The sequence below is a fragment of the Ruegeria sp. CE12 genome (genome assembly GCF_056537525.1).
This window is the reverse complement of sequence record NZ_JBQFRS010000001.1, coordinates 690,568-711,004: the sequence shown is the minus strand read 5'-3', so window position 1 is coordinate 711,004 and position 20,437 is coordinate 690,568. Positions and strand designations below refer to the sequence as shown.

Sequence of the window (20,437 nt, the reverse complement as noted above, 5' to 3'; positions counted from 1 at the left end):
GGGGCAATCATGGACATGTCACGTGTCGCCGAGCAGGGGCTTGTGCTTCTGGGATGCGGTAAGATGGGGTCCGCAATGTTGGCGGGTTGGCTGGATCACGGTCTGCCCGCCGCATCCGTTTGGGTGATTGACCCATTCCCTTCCGAATGGCTGAAAGAGCAGGGCGTCAATATCAACACGCCACTGCCCGAAGCGCCTGCTGTCGTCCTCGTTGCGGTCAAACCGCAGATGATGGGCGAAGCGCTGCCAGCCATTCAGGCGCTGGGCGGTGGTGGCAGCCTGTTCGTATCCATCGCTGCTGGAACCTCACTGGCGACATTTGAAAGTGTCCTGGGTGAGGATACGCCAATTGTCCGGGCGATGCCGAACACACCTGCTGCGATTCGTCAGGGGATCACGGCGCTAATTGGCAACGAGAGTGCCTCCGATGATGACCTGACGCTTGCGGAAAACCTGCTTTCGGCCATCGGCGAAACTGTTCGTCTTTCAGATGAAGCGCAGATGGATGCCGTAACGGGTCTCAGCGGATCCGGTCCGGCTTATGTATTCCACCTCATCGAATCTCTGGCCAAGGCGGGTGAGGCGCACGGCCTGCCACACGAGCTGGCGATGAAGCTGGCAAAATCCACCGTCGCCGGGGCGGGGGCGCTGGCCATGGCTACAGAAGAGGACCCGTCTCAGTTGCGGGTCAATGTAACTTCGCCAAATGGGACGACTCAGGCTGCGCTCGAAGTGCTGATGCATGAGGAAAAAGGCTTTCCCGATCTGCTGCATCGCGCTGTCAAAGCCGCAACAAACCGATCCAAGGAGCTGTCGCGTGAGTGAGATTTCCTTTGACGACTTTCTCAAGGTCGACATCCGTGTGGGCGAGGTTACCCGCGCCGAGCCCTATCCCGAGGCCCGTAAGCCTGCGATCAAGATGTGGATCGATTTCGGTGGCGACATTGGTGAGCGCAAGTCATCCGCGCAGATCACCGCGCATTACGACCCCTCCACATTGGTGGGCAAGCAGGTGATGGCCGTGGTGAACTTCCCTCCGCGCCAGATCGGTAAGTTCATGTCCGAGGTTTTGGTACTGGGCCTGCCGGATGAGAAGGGTGAAATCGTTCTGATCGGACCTGATGGCAAGGTTCCTGTAGGCGGAAGGATGCACTGATGAAGCTCTGGATTTCCCGGCCGATGACGCCTGCGGTCGAAGCTCGTGCACGAGCGGACTTCGATGTGGAAATTCGCGAATCAACAACGCCTTTGAACCATGACGAGATGCTGCGCGCTTTGTCCGAGTTCGACATCGTGGTTCCAACTCTGGGTGATCAGTTTTCAGATCAGGTGTTTGCCGAGGTTCCGTCACCGCGCTGCAAACTGCTCGCCAATTTCGGTGTTGGCTACAATCACATTGATGTCGATGCCGCGCATAAGACCGGTGTGCAGGTAACCAACACGCCCGGAGCAGTGACCGACGCCACAGCCGACATCGCCATGACCCTGTTGTTGTCCACTGCGCGGCGCGCGGGCGAGGGGGAACGGTTGGTTCGCTCTGGCGAATGGCAGGGCTGGCATCCGACGCAGATGCTGGGTCATCACGTGACCGGCAAACGGGTCGGAATCGTCGGCATGGGTCGGATTGGGCAGGCCATTGCCCGGCGCTGCCATTTCGGTTTCGAAATGCAAGTCGCCTACTTGGCGCGCAGTCGGAAAGAGCTCGACTTTAATGCAGACTACATGCCTGATCTGCTGGAGCTTGCCGCTGCGGTCGATTTCCTTGTTCTGGCTGTTCCCGGCGGTGCCGACACGCGGCATCTGATCAACGCGCCCGTGCTTGAGGCGATGAAACCTTCGGGCATTCTAATCAATATTGCCCGGGGCGAAGTTGTGGACGAATCCGCTCTGATCACTGCACTACGGGCCCGTGAGATCGCGGGGGCGGGACTTGATGTCTATGAATTCGAACCCGCTGTCCCACAGGTGTTGCGCGAGATGGAGAACGTCACGCTGCTGCCTCATCTGGGCACCGCGACCGAAGAGGTGCGCACCGACATGGGCCACATGGCGCTGGACAACGTTGCGGCCTTTGTCGCCGGGCGGCCGCTGCCCAATCCGGTCTAAATCCCGACCGCCTCGCGCCAGTGTTTGCGGCAGAGCGAGACATAGGTCTCGTTCCCGCCGATCTGCACCTGAGCCCCTTCGGTGATGGCATTGCCGTTCTCGTCCTGACGAATCACCATGGTTGCCTTACGACCGCATTTGCAGATGGTCCGGACTTCGCGCATCTCGTCGGCCAGCGCAAGCAGCGCGGCAGAGCCGGGGAACAGCTTGCCCTGAAAGTCGACGCGCAGCCCATAGGACAGTACGGGCACTTTCAGATCATCCACGGCCCGTGCCAGCTGCCAAACCTGTTCTTCGGACAGAAACTGGGCCTCGTCGATAAATACACAAGCCACGGGCCCCTGCTTCAGCCGGGAATCGATCATGGAAAACACGTCATCTTCGGGCAGGAACGTATCTGCCTCGGCCGAGATTCCGATGCGGGATGCGATCCGACCGGATCCCGCACGCCCATCGATCGCGGCGGTCATCAGGTAAGTATCCATGCCGCGCTCGCGATAGTTATGCGAGGCCTGCAACAACACGGTCGACTTGCCCGCATTCATGGTCGAGTAGTTAAAGTAAAGCTTTGCCATGGCGCGGGTCTAAATTGCTGAAACCAATCGGGCAAGTGATCAATGTAACTGGTCCAAGCGACGCCGCCGTCGCGGTCGCAGAGGCCGAGCTGATGCTCTTGGGGATGGATACCCCCGCTTCCACAACAGCGGCGCCGTCGGCCAACATATGGCCAAAACAGCGCAAGGCTTAAATACTGCCTTGCAATCACTCGTTACCGGCATGAACTGCCGCCACTCACTCACAAAAGCCCTCGTTTATCTGAGGGATAGCCAATGTATGACATTTCAATTATGAATCGAGTATGGGAAATTTTCCCGCCCTTTCCCCCGCAAGAGCAGATGGAAAGGGCATTGCAGGAAACAAAGGTACAAACATGGCAGATATCGGGGCCTATCTGAAAAAACATACCGAAGCATTGGTTAAGGATGTCGGAATCGAAGCCGCGTGCGAGATCACCGGAAAATCCAAAGCAACGCTAGGCAGATACTATTCCGACAATGCCGAACATGCCGACAGGTTTATGCCAGTTGATGCCGTTGCCCGGCTCGAGGCGGTAGCGACCTATCCGCATGTGACTTCGGCGCTGGCTGATCTCAAAAATATCACGCTGTCATATGACGGGAGAAACACGGAAGCACCGCGTACAGGCGGTGTGAATTCTGATGTCATCGCTCTCAGTCAGAGGTTCGCGATGCTGATGACCGAGTATCAGGCCGCGATTGAGGACGGTATCATCACGGTGAACGAGGCCAAGCGCTTGCTGAAGGAAACCAGCATGTTGCAGCAGGTCCTGATCGAGATGAAGCTGCATCTCGAGGAAGAAAGCGTTAGCTGACGATTCAGCCTTGCCCAAATGGGTATGGCTGAATCCGCGTACACCCATTTGGGTTCCCTGACCATTTTTGTACAGGGGCAAAAACAGCGGCAGACCACGTTGAAATTCTCGTGCTCGATCGATCGGGCGCCTGATCAACGGCCATGCTGCAGGCAGGGCTTGCCCAGAAAAGCTATCGATTACTTGTTTCCGGTTCGTCATTGCCGAATTGGGCAGTGGGGGCACATCTGGTGCCCCCAATCGTGGCGGTTGCGATCAACGATTGCCCTTGCCGCCACCGTGGCCGCCTTTACCGCCACCATGACCACCTTTGCCGTCGCCACCTTTTCCACCGCCGTGACCGCCTTTGCCTCCGCCGTGGCCACCCTTGCCACCGCCGTCACCGCCTTTGCCGCCACCTTTTCCGCCGCCATCACCGGGACCGTCGTTTCCGCCGCCATCACCGGGACCGTCGTTTCCACCACCGTCACCGGGACCGTCGTTTCCGCCGCCATCACCGGGACCGTCATTGCCGCCACCGTCACCGGGGCCATCGTTACCGCCACCGTCACCGGGGCCATCGTTTCCGCCGCCGCCACCAGGGCCGTCGTTGCCACCACCGTTACCGGGACCATCATTGCCACCGCCATTGCCGGGGTTGTCATTTCCACCCCCGCCACCGGGGGCGTCACTACCTCCGCCGTTACCGGGGTTTCCTCCGTTGTTGTCTGACCCCGAATCAAATTCGGTCGACGAACCAAACTCCGCGAAATCGGTCTCACGCCCTTCAAAGCTCGAAGGGCTATTGATGGATGCCGTCGGCAGGTCGCTCAGCAATCCTGCGAGTCCGGGGCACATTTGCCCAGTGTTCAATAGGGTGGTTTCGAAATCCGAGCGTTTTTGAAGGCGCTTCAGGAAGCTTGGCGTGACATGCGTACACTCACACATCGCTGCGTAGTCACCGGCGTTTGCCGCGATGCGTGCGGTTCGTGCATCGCAAACCTCTGGTTGGGCCATTGCGCTACCGGCTGCTGTTAACCCAAGGAACGGTGCAGCAACCAATGCGGCCATTCCAGCTCTCGTACTCTTTCGCATGGCGCAACTCTCCTTACGCAGCGTGAACCAATATGCGTTATTGCATTGGGTTCACATGGCGACTGGGAATTAAGAGACGATTTGGATTTTCTGAAGAAAGCTTGAGATCAGGTTGCAGAAAGGTATGGCGCGACACGTACGCGCCGTACCTTTTGTGGGTTCAGAATGTCTGAGAACTTTGGCTTATTTGTGCCTTTTGACGATCACAGAGCCCACAGAATAACCCGCTCCGAACGAGCAGATCAGGCCGATATCACCTTCCTGAAGATCATCTGAATGTTTGGAAAACGCAATGATCGACCCGGCAGAAGAGGTGTTGGCATAATCCTGTAGGATATTGGGTTGCTCACCTGCTTCGGGTTCGCGGCCCAGAACTTTTTTACCGATGAAATCGTTCATCGTCTTGTTCGCCTGATGTAGCCAAAGCCGCTTCAGATCGCCGCTCTCGACACCTTCGGCGTCCATGTGATCACTGATGTGGCGGCTGACCATCGGCAGCACTTCTTTGAACACCTTGCGACCGTTCTGCATGAACTGCATGTCACGGCGATCGATCATACCGTCCGGGCGTGAGCGACGCAGAAATCCGTTGTTGTTGCGAATGTTGTTCGAAAACTCAGTGGCGCAGCGGGTCGACAGGATTTCGAAATGCGGACCATCTGCATTTTCAATCCGTTCGATCAGGGTGGCCGTCGCCACATCCCCAAAGATAAAGTGGCAATCGCGGTCACGCCATTCCAGATGGCCCGAGCAGATCTCGGGATTCACAACAAGTGCCGAGCGAACTGAGCCGGATCGGACCATGTCGGCAGCTGCCTGAATGCCAAAGGTCGCGGATGAACAGGCGACATTCATGTCAAAGCCAAACCCGTTGATGCCCAATGCCTGCTGTATTTCGATCGCAACTGCCGGATAGGCGCGTTCGTGGTTCGAGGCCGCGCAGATCACCAGATCGACATCTTCTGCCGTGCGTCCGGCCTGTGCCAGAGCCTTTTTGCAGGCGTCCACCGCCATCTCGGTCATGATCCCGGGTTCGTCATCATTACGCTGACGTAACGAGGGGTACATGATGTCCGGGTTAAGGACGCCGGTTTTGTCCATCACATAGCGGTTTTCGATGCCCGAGGCCTTGAGGATGAACTCCTCCGAGGAATGTTGCATCGGTTCCATGCGTCCGGCGGCAATTGCCTCGGCGTTTTCAGTGTTCTTCTTGTCCGCATATGCGTTGAACGCCTGAACAAGCTCTGCATTCGTGATGACGTTCTCTGGCGTGAAAACACCGGTACCGGTGATGGCGGGCGTATACATGGCGGGTCCTGAATGTTTCGGATTTGCCCAAAATGCAGTCACCGCAGGATTTGATCAAGAGATGTTTACCTAACGGAATATGGGGTATTTTGCCGATTTCAACTTCACATCTTGAATAGTTCAGATTTCGAAGTATATGGCGCCTAACTTCCATGGAGCCCCACCATGCCGGATGACATCAGTAGCCGACTAGGACGCCTCACGCCTGAGATACAGGCGATGATGGGCGTCTATGCGCTATACTGGAAACTCGAAGAGAGCTTTGACTGCATCGAAACCGACCTGAGCCATCAGGAATGTCACATGCTGATCAAGCTGGATCAGCCCAAGCGCATGGGCATTCTGGCGGCTGATATGCTGACCGTGCCGTCCACCATCACTGCCACTGCAGATGCGCTGGAAGAGGCCGGTTATCTCGCGCGTCAGCGTGATCCCGAAGATCGCCGTGCCTGGCTGCTGGTCCTGACCGAGCAGGGCGAAGAAGCCCGCAACATGCTGGTGACAGTCGCCGGAGAGCTGTTTCAGACCGCCTCCGGCCTGAACGCCGAAGAAACCGCAGAATTCGCGCGTCTGGCGCGCAAAATCAGAGACAACATACTGAAAACGGGAATTCCCGAGGGATTGAAGAAATGAAACTCCTGACCTCTTTGGGCCTCGCTCTGGCCGTTCTGGCATCACCAATTGCCGCTCAAGATACCCCCAAACCGGTAAAACTGATGCTGGTACGTGAAACAGCCCCAGGTTTCTCGCGCCAGTTCTTCGGCCGTGTCGCCGCGCGTCAGACGGTTGACCTGGCCTTTCAGGTCGCAGGGCAAATCGTTGATATGCCGGTGACCGAAGGGTTCGTAATCGCAAAGGGCGATCTGATCGCCAGCCTGGATCAGGAACCGTTCGAGCTGCAGCTTGACCGCGCCCGCCTGCAGAAAGAGCAGGCCGACCGCACCGTCGCTCGTCTTTCACGTCTGCGTGGCACAACGGCCAGCCAGGTCGCCGTCGATGATGCCGAGACCAACGCTCAACTGGCCGCGATTGCCTTGCGCGATGCGGAGTACGAGCTGGAACATGCCACTCTGACCGCGCCATTTGATGCGCTGGTCTCCAGCCGCGCTGTCGAGGCATTCACCACCATCTCTGCCGGCACCCCCATCGTTCGGATCCACGACATGTCCGAGCTGCGGATCGAGGTGGACGTGCCTGAAATCCTGTTCCAGCGCTCCGGCCAGCAGGATGACATTACGATCACTGCGAAATTCCCTGTCAGCGATCAAATCTTCCCGCTCGAGATTCGCGAGTTCGACGCTGAAACCTCCAGCGTTGGCCAGACATTCCGCATCCAGTTCGGCCTGACCCCGCCGGAAGGTCTGCAAATTCTTCCCGGGTCCTCTGTCACAGTGAATGTACAGGTACAGGATCAGCGCACCGGCATCGTCGTCCCGGCCACTGCAATCGTTGCAGGCGCCGACGGAGAGCTGGGCGTGATGGTCTTTTCCCCGGTTGGCGCTGAGGAAGGCACCATCCGTCGCGTTCCGGTAACGATCGAACCGACGCAAACGGGCGACGTTCGTGTCCTGTCGGGCTTGTCCGACGGGGATGAGATCGTTGTCGCCGGTGGTGGCACTCTGACCGACGGTCAGGCTGTACGCCGCTTTAGCGGCTTTGCGAACTGAAGGGCGGACAGATGAATATCGCGCGCGCGTCTATAGACCGGCCAATCTACACCTGGCTCGTTATCCTAATCGCATTGTTCGGAGGCATCTGGGGGTTCTCGTCGCTTGGGCGGCTCGAGGATCCGGCCTTCACCATCAAACAGGCGGTCATTGCAACTCAATATCCCGGTGCAACGGCAGAACAAGTGGCTCTGGAAGTGTCCGAGCCTCTGGAATCCGCCATCCAGCAAATGGGCGAGGTGGATGTCATCACCTCGGTCAACCAGCCGGGCCAGTCGCTGATCGAGGTGGAAATCAAATCCACATATGATGGTTCTGAACTGCCTGACATCTGGACCCGCCTGCGCGCCAAGGTGCGCGATGCGGCACGCGGTTTGCCCTCTGGCGTCGGCACTCCTTATGTAAACGATGGTTTCGGCGACGTCTTTGGCCTGTTTTACGCAGTCACAGCCGAAGGATTCTCGGATGCGGAAAAGCATGAGCTCGCAACGTTTCTGCGACGGGAATTGCTGACCGTCGATGGCGTTGCCGATGTCGAAGTCCAGGGCTTGCCGGATGAGGCGATTTTTGTCGAACCCGACCTGTCGATATCCGTAAACCAGAACGTTCCGCTGCAGGCGATCAATGAGGCGATTGCCAATGCCGACTCAGTGAATGCATCAGGCTCACTGCGATCCGACAGTGACCGGACAACAATTCTGACTGCGGAAGGATCTGACAGTGTTTCGGCCATTGCCGGATTGTCGGTTGGTTCGCAGGGACAGGTCATCAACCTGTTCGACATGTCCGATGTCTATCGCGGTCGCCAGAACGATCCGGACATCATGATCCGGTTCAACGGGACCGAGGCATTCACCCTCGGGATTGCGGGTCTTGCGACTGAAAACATTGTAGAGGTCGGCAAACGTGCAGATGCTAAGTTCGCTGAGCTCGACAATGAAATTCCCTTTGGCGTCGAGATCCTGCCGATCTATCAGCAGCACGTCGTGGTCGAGCAAGCCTCGAACGATTTTCTCGTGAACCTCGCCATGTCGGTGGCAATCGTTGTTCTGGTGCTGGCTATATTCATGGGCTGGCGCGCGGCAGTCGTAGTGGGCTCGACCCTGTTGCTGACAGTGGTCGGCACGCTGCTCTTCATGTCCCTGTTCTCGATCGAGATGGAGCGTATTTCGCTCGGCGCTCTGATCATTGCCATGGGTATGCTCGTGGACAACGCCATTGTTGTGGCGGAGGGGATGCAAATCTCGATGCTGCGCGGCAAATCCTCGCGTGATGCGGCAGAAGAGGTTGCGTCGAAAACACAAGTCCCGCTGTTAGGCGCGACCGTTATCGGCATCATGGCCTTTGCCGGCATCGGCCTCAGCCCGGATGCAACAGGCGAATTTCTGTTCTCGCTCTTTGCGGTTATCGGCATCTCACTGCTGCTCAGCTGGGTGCTTGCGATCACGGTGACACCTCTTCTGGGTCACTACTTCTTCAAGCAGGGTAAAGAGGGTGAGGTAGATGCCTATGGCGGAATTCTGTTCCGTGTGTATGGGGGCATCCTGAGCTGGGCCTTGCGCTTCCGCTGGCTGGTTGTTGTGGGTCTCGTCGGGGTTACGGTTGTCTGTTTCGCAGGTTTTGGTCTGATGAAGCAGCAGTTCTTCCCGAATTCGAATACGCCGCTGTTCTTTGTTCACTACAAACTGCCTCAGGGCACGCCCATCGCGCGTACAGCCGAGGATATGGCCGTGTTCGAAGAATGGCTGTCCGAGCGTGATGACGTGGTCTCCGTCGCTACCTTCGTGGGGCAGGGGGCGACACGCTTCATGCTGACCTACGCAGCAGAAAAGCCCAACCCCAGCTACGGCCACATGATCATCCGCACAGAGTCGTTGGATGACATTCCGGCGCTGCAGGCTGATCTCGCCGCATTCGGTTCGGCGCAGTTCCCCGAAGGTGAGTTCCGCACCAAGCGGCTGATTTTCGGCCCCGGTGGTGGTGACCCGATTCAGGCGCGTTTCTCTGGCAGCGACCCGGTTGTGTTGCGACAGCTTGCTGACGAGGCCGTGCAGCGCATGTCCGAGGCATCCGAGAATGCCCTGCACGTGCACCACGACTGGCGCGAACAGGAACTGGCTGTACAGCCGATCTACGCGACTGAACGCGCCCAGACTGCCGGTGTGACCCGTGAAGATATCGCGGCCACCCTGCAGTTCTCAACCGATGGTATCACCGGAGGTGTCCTGCGCGAACGGGATCGCCTGATCCCGATCATCCTGCGCCGTCCGGCGGATGGAGATTATTCGATCGTCGATCAGGTGGTGTATTCGGACCAGTCCCAGAAATTTGTACCAATCGAACAAATGGTGGATGGATTCGAGTACAAATCACTCAATACGCTGGTTCATCGTCGTGACCGGGTGCTTACGATCACCGTGGGTGCAGAGATCCCGCCTGAATTGACGGCGGCTCAGGTTCACTCCGAAGTGCGCAGTGCAGTCGAGGATATGGAACTGCCACTTGGCTACAAGATGGAGTGGGGTGGCGAGTTCGAAGATTCGGGCGATGCGCAGGAAAGCCTGGGTAAGCAGCTACCACTCAGCCTGCTGATCATGGTGTTGATTTCCGTTTTGCTTTTCAACGCGATACGTCAGCCAATCATTATCTGGCTGCTGGTGCCGATGTCGGTGAATGGTGTTGTGATTGGTCTGCTGGGTACAGGACTTCCCTTTACCTTCACCGCTCTGCTGGGGCTGCTCAGCCTGTCGGGTATGCTAATCAAGAACGGTATCGTTCTGGTCGAGGAAATCGATCTGGTGCGCGAAACGGGCAAACCCCTGCGCGAATCCATTATTGAAGCCTCGGTCTCGCGTCTGCGCCCCGTCATGCTGGCTGCCATCACCACGATCCTTGGCATGGCGCCATTGCTGACAGACGCGTTCTTTGTCTCGATGGCGGTGACGATCATGGGTGGTCTGGCCTTTGCCACGATCCTCACTATGGTCGCGGCCCCGGTCTTCTACATGATCTTTTTCTCGCGAGAGGAAAAACGAAGACTGGCGGCAGCCTGAACAAATAGGGGCGGCTGATTCAGCCGCCCTTATCTTTTTCCGGGTCGTAGTGATAACAAAAGCAAGAAAGCTTATTGCCATCCGGATCGCGCAGATAAGCCACATAGAAATCAGGCTCATACCGATCTCTGACGCCCGGTCCACCTTCGTCTGTTCCACCATTTGCCAGCCCGGCCTCGTGGAACCTGCGAACCTGACCCGCATCCTTTGCCGGAAAGGCGATCATTGTACCATTACCGCTGCTTGCTTGAACTCCGTCATACGGGGCACATATCCAGAATCCGACTCCTTCATCGGGTTCCGTACCCCATCCTGCCCAGCCTTCTGACCACCCGGGCAGGCGCGGTTGTTCTAAGACCGAGAAGATTGCGTCATAGAAACGGATAGCTCGCGGCAGGTTGTTCGATCCGTAGGTGGTGAAAAGTTTCACGGGTTTTCTCCCTGACTGAAGTAGCAATCATGCGGCGCCTTGGTTGGTCGTGGAAGAACAAAAAAAGCCCCGGCGGAACCGGGGCTTTGATCATCTGACAATGATAGGATTTATCCCTGCAGGGATTTCACCGCGACATCCCCTTCGGCCTGTGCCTTGATCGCCAGTGCCGCTGCATGGCTGGCTGCAGCTGTGGTGTAGTAGGGGATCTTGTCATAAAGCGCGATGGACCGGATTGCCTTGCTGTCTTCAACGGCCTGAGCACCCTCGGTGGTGTTCATCACCAGCTGCACCTGACCATCTTTCAGCATGTCGACCACGTCCGGACGACCCTCGTAGACCTTATTGACTACGTCACAAGCGACGCCCTGCTGTTCCAGCCAGGTCTGGGTCCCACGGGTTGCCACCAGCGAGAAACCTTGTGCGGCAAGCACTTGTGCGGCCTCGAGCATTGCGGGTGTCTTGTCCGCGTCTTTGATCGAGATGAAGGCGCGACCCGAAGATGGCAGTACCATCCCGGCACCCATTTGCGCCTTGAGGAAGGCGCGTGGGAAATCGCGATCCCAGCCCATGACCTCACCAGTCGAGCGCATTTCAGGACCGAGGATCGTGTCGACGCCAGGGAACCGGGCAAAAGGCAGCACGGCCTCTTTCACCGAGAACCACGGCATGTCCGGATCGGCCAGCGTCATCTGATCGGCGATCTTGGTATCCTGACCTTCTTGGTACGCTGGGCGCATCGGGAAGTTCGAAAGCTTCTCACCCGCCATCACACGTGCAGCAATCGACGCAATCGCACTGTCGGTGGCCTTGGCCACGAATGGGACAGTCCGCGAAGCGCGTGGGTTTACCTCGATCAGGAAGATCTCATCGTCCTTGATCGCGAACTGGACGTTCATCAGGCCAACGACGTTGAGAGCCTTTGCCAACTTGAATGCCTGATCCTTGATCTCGCCAAGAATCTCCTTCGACAGCGAATAGGGCGGCAGTGAACAGGCCGAGTCACCCGAGTGCACACCGGCTTCTTCGATGTGCTGCATGATGCCTGCGACGTGAACGTCGGTGCCATCGCACAGCGCATCGACGTCCAGTTCCACCGCACCGGCCAGATAGCTGTCCAGCAGAACGGGGCTGTCACCGGAAACCACCACGGCCTCGTTGATGTAGCGTTTCAGCTGGTCCATATCGCGCACGATTTCCATCGCACGACCGCCCAGAACGTATGAGGGGCGGATCACCAGCGGGAAGCCGATCTCGTCCGCAATCTCCAGCGCCTGCTCATCGGTCGAGGCGATGCCGTTCTTTGGTTGTTTCAGGCCCAGTTCGTTGACCAGTGCCTGGAAGCGTTCCCGGTCTTCGGCTAGGTCGATGGCGTCCGGGGTGGTACCGAGGATCGGAATACCTTCTTCTTCCAGCGCGTTCGCCAGTTTCAGTGGCGTCTGACCACCGAATTGTACAATCACACCGTGCAGCGTGCCGTTTTCCTGCTCTTTCGTCAGGATTTCCATGACGTGTTCAAAAGTCAGCGGCTCGAAATACAGGCGATCCGAGGTGTCATAGTCGGTCGAAACCGTCTCGGGGTTGCAGTTGACCATGATGGTCTCGTACCCGGCTTCGGTCAGCGCGAAACAGGCGTGGCAGCAGCAATAGTCGAACTCGATGCCTTGGCCGATTCGGTTTGGGCCACCGCCGAGGATGACAACCTTTTTGCGGTCGCTTGGTCGTGCCTCACACTCAACCTCACCCATCATCGGGGCCTCATAGGTTGAATACATATAAGGCGTCTGCGCCTCGAACTCGGCCGCGCAGGTGTCGATGCGTTTGAATACGGCATTGACGCCCAAATTGCGGCGGGCGCGGCGGACGTTGTCTTCGTCACGGCCGGTCAGATTGCCCAGACGCGCGTCAGTGAAGCCCAGCATTTTCAGCTTGCGAATGCCGTCGTCGGTCACCGGCAGACCGTCTTTGCGGACGGTGCGCTCGGCCTCGATGATCTCGCGGATACGGGCAAGGAACCACGGGTCGAACTTGGTGACGCCAAAAATCTCGTCATCGGTAAGGCCGTGGCGCATGGCTTGTGCAATGGTGCGCAGACGGTCAGGCGTTTGCTGGCTGATCGCCTTGATCACGGCAGCTTTGTCACTGGTCTCTTCCCAGAGGCCAACGTTCAGTCCGGGGATTTCGATCTCATCAAACCCGGTCAGACCTGATTCCATCGAGGCCAGAGCTTTCTGCATCGATTCGTGGATGGTGCGGCCGATCGACATGGCCTCACCCACCGACTTCATCGCGGTGGTCAGGTAGGGTTCCGAGCCAGGGAACTTTTCGAATGCAAATTTCGGGATCTTGGTCACGACATAGTCGATGGTCGGCTCGAACGACGCGGGTGTCACCTTGGTGATGTCATTGTCCAGCTCATCCAGCGTGTAGCCCACAGCCAGCTTCGCCGCGATCTTGGCAATCGGGAAACCGGTTGCTTTTGAGGCCAGCGCCGAAGACCGCGAGACGCGCGGGTTCATCTCGATCACAACCATCCGGCCGTCGACCGGGTTGATCGCCCATTGCACGTTCGAACCACCGGTTTCGACGCCGATCTCGCGCAGCACGGCAATCGAGTGATTGCGCATGATCTGGTATTCTTTGTCAGTGAGCGTCAGGGCAGGGGCCACGGTGATCGAGTCACCTGTATGCACGCCCATCGGGTCAACGTTCTCGATCGAACAGACGATGATGGCGTTGTCGGCGGTGTCGCGCACCACCTCCATCTCATATTCTTTCCAACCCAGCAGGCTTTCGTCGATCAGGATCTGGCCTACGGGTGAGGCATCCATACCCGAACGGCAAATATGGATGTAATCCTCGCGGTTATAAGCCACGCCGCCACCAGTACCGCCCAGCGTAAAGGCAGGTCGGATAATCGCGGGCAGTCCCACAGTTTCAAGCGTATCCAGCGCCAGCGCTACACCGGCGTCGAGATCTTTCTTTCCGCTCTCGTCCTTGGGGGCCGTTACGATCTCGGCTTTCGGGTTTTCGATACCCAGGCGATCCATCGCCTCGCGGAACAGGGCGCGGTCCTCGGCCATTTCGATGGCATCACGCTTGGCGCCAATCATCTCGACGCCGAACTTTTCCAGCACACCCATCTCTTCCAGCGCCAGCGAGGTGTTCAGGCCGGTCTGCCCGCCCATGGTGGGCAGCAGGGCGTCGGGACGTTCTTTCTCGATGATCTTGGCGACAACCTCGGGCGTGATGGGTTCAATATAGGTGGCGTCCGCCAGCCCGGGGTCGGTCATGATCGTGGCCGGGTTTGAGTTCACCAGGATAACCCGGTACCCTTCCTCACGCAGCGCCTTACACGCTTGTGCGCCTGAGTAGTCGAACTCGCAGGCTTGTCCGATGACAATGGGGCCCGCCCCGATGATCATGATCGACTGAATGTCGGTTCTCTTCGGCATGGCCTGGCCCCTTCGATTTTGCACGAGTCACGGGCGCCGCCCAAGCGCCCAAATTGTCGTGCGTTATAGGGACAGCGCGAAAAGGTTCAAGGGGTATCGGAAACAGGAGCGAATTTGCCGCTTTCCCCCCTTTCCCTCGACACCGTATTCTCTATATCGCGCAACACGGTAAATGAGGAAGCAATTGCGTATTCGTTTCGATCAGGGACCGACCGGGCCGGGAACCAGTTTTGATCGGCCTGTTCAGGTGATCCGCGCAGACAATGCGGAAGACGTGCCCCAGGCTTTGGCGGCGCTGGATGATGCACGCGCGCAAGGTGCATGGCTGGCAGGATATGCCAGTTATGAGCTTGGATATGTGCTTGAGACCCGCCTTGCTGATCGTCTGCCCGAAGGGCGTCGCCTGCCGTTGTTGTGTTTTGGCGTCTACGAACAGCCATCGAAGCTTGATTTGCCGTCAGGATCATCCGGCGTTACGGAATTTCAGCCCCGATGGGACGAAGCGCGTTATACCAAAGCCTTCCAATCAGTTCACGATGCGATTGGGGCCGGGGATATTTATCAGGCTAACCTGACCTTTCCGATCGATCTGAAACTTGAGGGTGACAGCGCGTCTCTCTATTCGGCGCTCACATCCAGTCAGCGCGTTGGTCACGGTGCGCTGGTTCAGCAGGATGGATTGCCTGACCTCCTCAGCCGGTCGCCGGAGTTATTTTTCAGAACCGACGCCGATGGGCGGATTGAAACCCGCCCGATGAAGGGCACGCAGCCACGCAGCGAGGATTTGGCCGAGGATGCCCGGCGTCGCGCGTTTCTGTCGCAGGATGAAAAGAACCGCGCCGAGAATCTGATGATCGTCGACCTGCTGCGCAACGATATCAGTCGGGTTGCGTTGCCAGGAACGGTTAAAGTGCCTGAGCTGTTCAAGGTCGAAACTTATGCCACCGTGCACCAGATGGTGTCACTTGTGCAGGCGCAACTGCAGGTAGGGGCCGGGTTGTCAGACATTTTGACCGCGCTGTTTCCCTGCGGTTCGATCACCGGAGCTCCCAAAATTCGTGCGATGGAGATTCTTTCGGATCTTGAGCCTTGGCCGCGTGATATCTATTGCGGCACGATTGGTTGGGCCGCACCAGACGGTAGGTCCGAATTCAACGTCGCTATTCGTACGCTGATGGTTGAAGACGGCGAGGCCACGCTGAATGTGGGCGGCGGCGTTGTGTGGGACAGCACAGCCCCGTCCGAATATGAGGAAGCGCTATGGAAAGCCCGGTTTGCCCACCAACTGAGCCTGATTTCCGCCTGATCGAAACCTTGGCCTTTCGGCCTGAGCATGGTTTCGTACGCCTGCAGCGGCATCTAGCGCGTATGGCGCGGTCAGCTGATGCACTTGGCATTCCATTTGATTCCGATTTGGCGATCCAAGCGTTGAACACGGTATCCGGAAATGATCCCCTGCGCTGCAGGCTGACTTTGGATAGGGCAGGACAGTACGAAGTCACAACCGGCCCCCTCGCTGAAAACCCATCGGTCTGGCGGCTTGGGATATCGGATATTCGGTTGGACTCTTCCGATCCGTGGCTGCGGTACAAGACAACCCGACGGGCGATTTATGATACGGCCCGGGCGTCTCTGCCTGATGATATGGATGAGTTACTGTTCCTCAACGAGAAGGAGGAGCTTTGTGAAGGCTCGATCACCAATCTCTTTCTGGAAATGCCAGACGGGCGCTGGCTGACACCGCCACTTTCGTCAGGCCTGCTGCCCGGTATTTTGCGCGAAGAATTGCTGGAAACAGAAAAGGTTACCGAAGCGACTCTGACCTTGACCGATCTGCATGAGGCGAAGAATGTGCATATGGGTAATTCCTTGAGGGGGCTGATCCGCGTGGAGCTGGCAATAAAGTGAGCGAACAGGGGGAATTGACCAGAGCCGCTGTTCCTGAGATGCGGTTGCGACTGGAATTTGGTGCTTTTTTCATCGCAGCGCCACTGTTGATCGCTGTGCTGTTTCCACCCAACTGGATGTTCCCGGCATTGTTTGCATTCACCGGTCTTGGGATCATTCTGCTGCATAACACTCCGGGATTTTCGTGGGCTGAACTGCGCTATGGATGGCGAAACTGGTCCTGGCGAGAGGTAGTCCTGTTCACGGTGGCAATGGCTGCCGTCTGCACCGTGTTGGTTAAAGCGACCCGTCCTGACGCGGCATTCTTTCTGCTGATCCACAGGCCGGAGATGCTGGCCTTCATTTGGGTTGGCTATCCGTTGCTGTCTGCCTTACCGCAAGAGCTGCTATTCAGACCACTGTTCTACCGCCGGTATCACGGGATTCTGCCAACGGGGCGCGCAGCCGATGTACTGAACGCAGCGATCTTTTCATTCGCACATCTGATGTACTGGAGCTGGATCGTTGCAGTGATGACGTTTGCTGGCGGGATCCTGTTCTCCTGGGCCTATCGCAAGCGTGGGTCATTCTTCTACGCGGTTCTGTTGCACGCTATCGCCGGCAACATCATCTTTGCAGCCGGTCTGGGCATTTTCTTTTATTCCGGCAACGTTCAACGGCCATTCTGAGTTGATCAGCTATTCCGCAGCATCACGCATGGGCTGAGGTGACTGATAGAGGTAATCTCTTGTCAGTGGCACCGCATCTCGTTTGTGACCAAGCTGCAACTGGAAAACAGTCTGATCGCGTTCCTCGAAAACCAGAATGCAGGCCGTCAGATAGAACCGCCACATCCGGATAAACCGGTCATCATACATCGCACGAACCTGATCCAGATTGTGCTCGAACCGATCGCGCCAGCACCGCAGTGTTTTTGCATAGTGCAATCGAAGGCTCTCGATATCCAGAAACCACATCCCGGTACGCGATACCGGGCCCACAAGTTCGGTTAGCGACGGGACATAGCCACCCGGGAAGATATATTTGCTCAGCCACGGGGATTGATTGGTGGCCGGACCGTTGCGCCCAATCGAATGGATCAGGGCAACACCTTCCGGATGCAGCAGATCGGAAATCCGGTCGAAATAAGTCTGAAACTGGGGTGCACCCACATGTTCCAGCATGCCGACGGACACGATGCGATCAAACTGATCCTCAACCTCTCGATAATCCATAAGCCGGATTTGAATTTGCTTGTGCAGGCCTGCCGCCTGAATGCGCTGGTTTGCGGTTCTGTGTTGATTTTCGGACAGTGTTAGGCCGGTGACTCGAACGCCGTGCTTCTGTGCCAGTGTCAGAGCGAGGCCACCCCAACCACAACCGATGTCCAGAACCCTCATCCCCGGCTCAAGGCACAGCTTGCGGGCGATATGGTCCTTCTTGGCCTTCTGCGCTTGTTCGAGTGTCATGTCCGGCGTCTGAAAATACGCACAGCTATACTGCATGTCCGGATCCAGCATCAGACGATAGAAATCATCCGACAGGTCATAGTGGTGTGCAACATTGCGTTTTGACAGAGGCACCGAATTGCGCTGGATCAGAGGGCGCATGAGGTATTCGGCGCGCATCTGAATTCGTTGAACGACGGGTAATGGATTTGCGGCTGCCGAGCGAATCGCAATCCGCATCGCGTTTTCCAGACCGCCTTCGTCTATAGACAGCGAACCATCCATATAGCCTTCACCAAAGGCCATCTCGGGGTTCTTAACCATGCGCGGCAGCAGAGCCGCTTCATGCAGCGAGATTTGTGCCGCGGGTGAAGTCCCGTCACCATATTCGCGTTCGCTCCCGTCGGGGTATCTGATCCGCAGCGTCCCACGGGTGATGAAGTCGCTCAAAATGCGATCGAAAATAGCTTGCCACATTTGCCCAACATCTCCTTTCAAAATGGCCTGGCTCCCGTAAACCGGGAAAAACTATTCAAGTTCACTATGCGGAAAACATACCAAAAAATAAGAATTTGTCTGCCTTTTGCTTAACATCGCATGCGATAGAGCGGCGGACCCTTGACTTCTACGGGCGATCGCGGTGTATCGGCGCGACGAATTTTGCGCCCGAAGGGATATGATCCATGCACGCCTATCGCAGCCACACCTGCGCCGCTCTGACCGCCGCCAATGTTGGTGAAACCGTTCGCCTGTCCGGTTGGGTGCATCGGGTACGAGATCACGGCGGCGTGCTGTTCATCGACCTGCGCGACCATTTTGGCGTGACACAGGTTCTGTGCGACGGCGACAGCGCAGCCTTTGCAGAGCTGGAGAAGGTCCGCTCCGAATGGTGCATCCGCATCGACGGCACGGTCAAGGCACGCGACCCCGAACTGGTAAACCCGAAATTGCCCACCGGCGAGATCGAAGTTTATGTGCGTGAACTGGAAGTTCTGGGCGCTGCTGACGAACTCCCGCTGATGGTTTTCGGCGATCAGGAATACCCTGAGGAAACTCGCCTGCGCTATCGCTATCTGGACCTGCGCCGTGAAGCGATGCAGCAGAACATGACTCTGCGTTCGGACGTTGTTGCATCCATGCGCAAACGGATGTGGGATCAGGGCTTTCGCGAGTATCAGACACCGATCATCACCGCATCCTCGCCCGAGGGTGCGCGTGACTTCCTGGTGCCCTCGCGTTTGCACCCGGGCAAGTTCTACGCGCTGCCGCAAGCTCCGCAGCAGTTCAAACAACTGATCATGGTGTCGGGCTTCGACAAGTACTTCCAGATTGCGCCTTGCTTCCGCGACGAAGATCCGCGTGCCGACCGCTCGCCCACCGATTTCTATCAGCTCGACCTCGAGATGTCGTTTGTTGAGCAGCAGGACGTGTTCGACACGATCCAGCCGGTTCTGACCGGCGTGTTTGAGGAATTCGGCGGTGGCCGAAAGGTTGATCAGGAATGGCCGCAGATTTCCTACAAGGACGCAGCGCTCTGGTACGGCACCGACAAGCCCGACCTGCGGAACCCAATCAAGATGCAGGTTGTGTCTGAGCATTTCCGTGGTTCTGGCTTTGCGATATTCGCCAAACTGCTGGAGCAGGAAGGCACCGAAATCCGCGCGATCCCGGCGCCGACCGGTGGCAGCCGTAAATTCTGTGACCGTATGAACGCTTTCGCCCAGAAAGAGGGTCTGCCCGGTATGGGCTACATTTTCTGGCGCGATCAGGGCGAAGGGATGGAAGCGGCAGGCCCGCTGGCTAAGAACATTGGCCCCGAGCGGACTGAAGCGATCCGTCAGCAACTGGGTCTGGGCGTTGGTGATGCGGCGTTCTTCTTGGGCGGCAAGCCGAAAGCCTTTGAAAAGGTTGCTGGTAAGGCACGCGACGTGATTGGTGAGGAACTGAACCTCACCGAAAAAGATCGTTTTGCCTTTGCCTGGATCGTGGACTTCCCGATCTATGAACAGGACGAAGAAACCGGCGCGATTGATTTTGAGCACAACCCGTTCTCGATGCCTCAAGGCGGTATGGAAGCGCTGCAGGGCAATCCGCTGGATGTGCGCGGGTATCAGTACGATCTGGCCTGTAACGGGTACGAACTGGTTTCTGGCGCGATCCGGAACCACAAGCCTGAGATCATGCTGAAAGCCTTCGAACTGGCGGGCTATGGCGAAGAAGAGGTCAAGAGCCGCTTTGGTGCCCTGTTCAACGCGTTCCACTATGGGGCGCCGCCACACGGTGGCTGTGCTGCAGGTATCGACCGTATCGTGATGCTGCTGGCTGATGAGGCCAACATCCGTGAAGTCATGATGTTCCCGATGAACCAGCGTGCCGAAGACCTGATGATGGATGCGCCATCAGATCCGACTTCGGATCAGTTGATGGAGCTGGGTCTTCGCATCATCCCACAAGACTGATAGTCAGACCGCCCGCCTTGTGCGGGCGGTTCTGTTTTGTGCAGCTCAAATCCTGCTGATCAAGATCGATAGAGCCTTTGCTTTGAGGTTCAATCAAGTGGGTTGTCCACGCTTTGACGGTTGTCGCGAATTGACCGCGCCGTGCTTCTGGTCTGGC

Annotated in this window: 17 protein-coding genes; 11 read left to right on the top strand and 6 right to left on the bottom strand. The window is 57.4% G+C overall.

The annotated features are described in order from the left end of the window. Positions 1 to 9 precede the first annotated feature (9 nt). The 3 genes from proC to ACR0IO_RS03540 are packed head-to-tail and all read left to right on the top strand — an operon-like array spanning position 10 to position 2,106. On the top strand, positions 10 to 825 hold the full coding sequence (gene proC, locus ACR0IO_RS03550; RefSeq protein WP_480739624.1) for a pyrroline-5-carboxylate reductase: 816 nt from the start codon (positions 10 to 12) through the stop codon (positions 823 to 825). Beyond that, positions 818 to 1,156: a tRNA-binding protein gene (locus ACR0IO_RS03545; RefSeq protein WP_480739623.1), complete on the top strand. Its 339-nt coding sequence runs from the start codon at positions 818 to 820 to the stop codon at positions 1,154 to 1,156. Before proC ends, ACR0IO_RS03545 begins: the two co-directional genes overlap by 8 nt. Continuing rightward, a complete protein-coding gene (locus tag ACR0IO_RS03540) occupies positions 1,156 to 2,106 on the top strand; it encodes a 2-hydroxyacid dehydrogenase (protein ID WP_480739622.1) in 951 nt (316 codons plus the stop codon). Before ACR0IO_RS03545 ends, ACR0IO_RS03540 begins: the two co-directional genes overlap by 1 nt. Here ACR0IO_RS03540 and ACR0IO_RS03535 read toward each other — a convergent pair. Next, complete coding sequence (locus ACR0IO_RS03535; RefSeq protein WP_480739621.1) at positions 2,103 to 2,681, bottom strand: thymidine kinase; 579 nt, start codon at positions 2,679 to 2,681, stop codon at positions 2,103 to 2,105. The two genes, ACR0IO_RS03540 and ACR0IO_RS03535, sit on opposite strands and share 4 nt — an antisense overlap. 356 nt (positions 2,682 to 3,037) lie before the next feature. Here ACR0IO_RS03535 and ACR0IO_RS03530 point away from each other — a divergent pair, with 356 nt between their 5' ends. After that, a complete protein-coding gene (locus tag ACR0IO_RS03530) occupies positions 3,038 to 3,499 on the top strand; it encodes a hypothetical protein (RefSeq protein ID WP_155137288.1) in 462 nt (153 codons plus the stop codon). A 255-nt stretch (positions 3,500 to 3,754) separates the two neighbouring features. Here the strand turns inward: ACR0IO_RS03530 and ACR0IO_RS03525 are convergent, their stop codons facing one another. Continuing rightward, positions 3,755 to 4,573, bottom strand: coding sequence for a hypothetical protein (locus ACR0IO_RS03525; protein WP_480739620.1), 819 nt, complete (start codon positions 4,571 to 4,573; stop codon positions 3,755 to 3,757). Between the two features lie 183 nt (positions 4,574 to 4,756). Continuing rightward, positions 4,757 to 5,881 carry a beta-ketoacyl-ACP synthase III gene (locus ACR0IO_RS03520; RefSeq protein WP_480739619.1) on the bottom strand — a complete coding sequence of 375 codons (1,125 nt, stop codon included), beginning with the start codon at positions 5,879 to 5,881 and terminating at the stop codon, positions 4,757 to 4,759. A gap of 165 nt (positions 5,882 to 6,046) precedes the next feature. On the opposite strand from ACR0IO_RS03520, the gene ACR0IO_RS03515 reads away from it, so the two are divergent. From ACR0IO_RS03515 to ACR0IO_RS03505, 3 genes are read left to right on the top strand one after another with little or no spacing between them, the layout of a single operon-like run. Further along, on the top strand, positions 6,047 to 6,514 hold the full coding sequence (locus ACR0IO_RS03515; RefSeq protein WP_155145503.1) for a MarR family winged helix-turn-helix transcriptional regulator: 468 nt from the start codon (positions 6,047 to 6,049) through the stop codon (positions 6,512 to 6,514). Further along, positions 6,511 to 7,548 carry an efflux RND transporter periplasmic adaptor subunit gene (locus tag ACR0IO_RS03510; protein WP_155145501.1) on the top strand — a complete coding sequence of 346 codons (1,038 nt, stop codon included), beginning with the start codon at positions 6,511 to 6,513 and terminating at the stop codon, positions 7,546 to 7,548. The genes ACR0IO_RS03515 and ACR0IO_RS03510 overlap by 4 nt, the downstream gene beginning before the upstream one ends. A gap of 11 nt (positions 7,549 to 7,559) precedes the next feature. Further along, on the top strand, positions 7,560 to 10,601 hold the full coding sequence (locus ACR0IO_RS03505) for an efflux RND transporter permease subunit (RefSeq protein ID WP_480739618.1): 3,042 nt from the start codon (positions 7,560 to 7,562) through the stop codon (positions 10,599 to 10,601). A gap of 19 nt (positions 10,602 to 10,620) precedes the next feature. Here the strand turns inward: ACR0IO_RS03505 and ACR0IO_RS03500 are convergent, their stop codons facing one another. Further along, positions 10,621 to 11,031: a VOC family protein gene (locus ACR0IO_RS03500; protein ID WP_480739617.1), complete on the bottom strand. Its 411-nt coding sequence runs from the start codon at positions 11,029 to 11,031 to the stop codon at positions 10,621 to 10,623. 110 nt (positions 11,032 to 11,141) lie between these two features. Continuing rightward, positions 11,142 to 14,486 carry a carbamoyl-phosphate synthase large subunit gene (gene carB / locus ACR0IO_RS03495; RefSeq protein WP_480739616.1) on the bottom strand — a complete coding sequence of 1,115 codons (3,345 nt, stop codon included), beginning with the start codon at positions 14,484 to 14,486 and terminating at the stop codon, positions 11,142 to 11,144. Between the two features lie 172 nt (positions 14,487 to 14,658). Between carB and ACR0IO_RS03490 the strand changes: the two genes are divergently transcribed. From ACR0IO_RS03490 to ACR0IO_RS03480, 3 genes are read left to right on the top strand one after another with little or no spacing between them, the layout of a single operon-like run. Then, the gene (locus ACR0IO_RS03490; protein WP_480739615.1) at positions 14,659 to 15,792 is read left to right on the top strand and encodes an aminodeoxychorismate synthase component I; all 1,134 of its coding nucleotides are present in this window, start codon (positions 14,659 to 14,661) and stop codon (positions 15,790 to 15,792) included. Then, positions 15,747 to 16,394, top strand: coding sequence for an aminotransferase class IV family protein (locus ACR0IO_RS03485; protein WP_480739614.1), 648 nt, complete (start codon positions 15,747 to 15,749; stop codon positions 16,392 to 16,394). Before ACR0IO_RS03490 ends, ACR0IO_RS03485 begins: the two co-directional genes overlap by 46 nt. Further along, positions 16,391 to 17,062 carry a CPBP family intramembrane glutamic endopeptidase gene (locus ACR0IO_RS03480; RefSeq protein WP_209016145.1) on the top strand — a complete coding sequence of 224 codons (672 nt, stop codon included), beginning with the start codon at positions 16,391 to 16,393 and terminating at the stop codon, positions 17,060 to 17,062. Before ACR0IO_RS03485 ends, ACR0IO_RS03480 begins: the two co-directional genes overlap by 4 nt. Before the next feature lie 9 nt (positions 17,063 to 17,071). Here ACR0IO_RS03480 and ACR0IO_RS03475 read toward each other — a convergent pair whose 3' ends face one another. After that, positions 17,072 to 18,298, bottom strand: a complete 1,227-nt coding sequence (locus tag ACR0IO_RS03475; protein ID WP_480739613.1) for a class I SAM-dependent methyltransferase — start codon at positions 18,296 to 18,298, stop codon at positions 17,072 to 17,074. Between the two features lie 206 nt (positions 18,299 to 18,504). Here ACR0IO_RS03475 and aspS point away from each other — a divergent pair, with 206 nt between their 5' ends. After that, entirely contained in the window at positions 18,505 to 20,280 is a 1,776-nt protein-coding gene (gene aspS / locus ACR0IO_RS03470; RefSeq protein ID WP_480739612.1) for an aspartate--tRNA ligase, read from the top strand. The last annotated feature ends 157 nt before the right edge of the window (positions 20,281 to 20,437 follow it).

What these genes read in the sequence shown, in the direction of transcription:
- aspS (WP_480739612.1), top strand. Translation starts at nt 18,505, where the DNA reads ATGCACGCCTATCGCAGCCACACCTGCGCCGCTCTGACCGCCGCCAAT.
- ACR0IO_RS03505 (WP_480739618.1), top strand. Translation starts at nt 7,560, where the DNA reads ATGAATATCGCGCGCGCGTCTATAGACCGGCCAATCTACACCTGGCTC.
- ACR0IO_RS03535 (WP_480739621.1), bottom strand. Translation starts at nt 2,681, where the DNA reads ATGGCAAAGCTTTACTTTAACTACTCGACCATGAATGCGGGCAAGTCG.
- ACR0IO_RS03525 (WP_480739620.1), bottom strand. Translation starts at nt 4,573, where the DNA reads ATGCGAAAGAGTACGAGAGCTGGAATGGCCGCATTGGTTGCTGCACCG.
- ACR0IO_RS03520 (WP_480739619.1), bottom strand. Translation starts at nt 5,881, where the DNA reads ATGTATACGCCCGCCATCACCGGTACCGGTGTTTTCACGCCAGAGAAC.
- ACR0IO_RS03510 (WP_155145501.1), top strand. Translation starts at nt 6,511, where the DNA reads ATGAAACTCCTGACCTCTTTGGGCCTCGCTCTGGCCGTTCTGGCATCA.
- ACR0IO_RS03475 (WP_480739613.1), bottom strand. Translation starts at nt 18,298, where the DNA reads ATGTGGCAAGCTATTTTCGATCGCATTTTGAGCGACTTCATCACCCGT.
- ACR0IO_RS03490 (WP_480739615.1), top strand. Translation starts at nt 14,659, where the DNA reads ATGAGGAAGCAATTGCGTATTCGTTTCGATCAGGGACCGACCGGGCCG.
- ACR0IO_RS03530 (WP_155137288.1), top strand. Translation starts at nt 3,038, where the DNA reads ATGGCAGATATCGGGGCCTATCTGAAAAAACATACCGAAGCATTGGTT.
- ACR0IO_RS03540 (WP_480739622.1), top strand. Translation starts at nt 1,156, where the DNA reads ATGAAGCTCTGGATTTCCCGGCCGATGACGCCTGCGGTCGAAGCTCGT.
- proC (WP_480739624.1), top strand. Translation starts at nt 10, where the DNA reads ATGGACATGTCACGTGTCGCCGAGCAGGGGCTTGTGCTTCTGGGATGC.
- ACR0IO_RS03515 (WP_155145503.1), top strand. Translation starts at nt 6,047, where the DNA reads ATGCCGGATGACATCAGTAGCCGACTAGGACGCCTCACGCCTGAGATA.
- ACR0IO_RS03485 (WP_480739614.1), top strand. Translation starts at nt 15,747, where the DNA reads ATGGAAAGCCCGGTTTGCCCACCAACTGAGCCTGATTTCCGCCTGATC.
- carB (WP_480739616.1), bottom strand. Translation starts at nt 14,486, where the DNA reads ATGCCGAAGAGAACCGACATTCAGTCGATCATGATCATCGGGGCGGGC.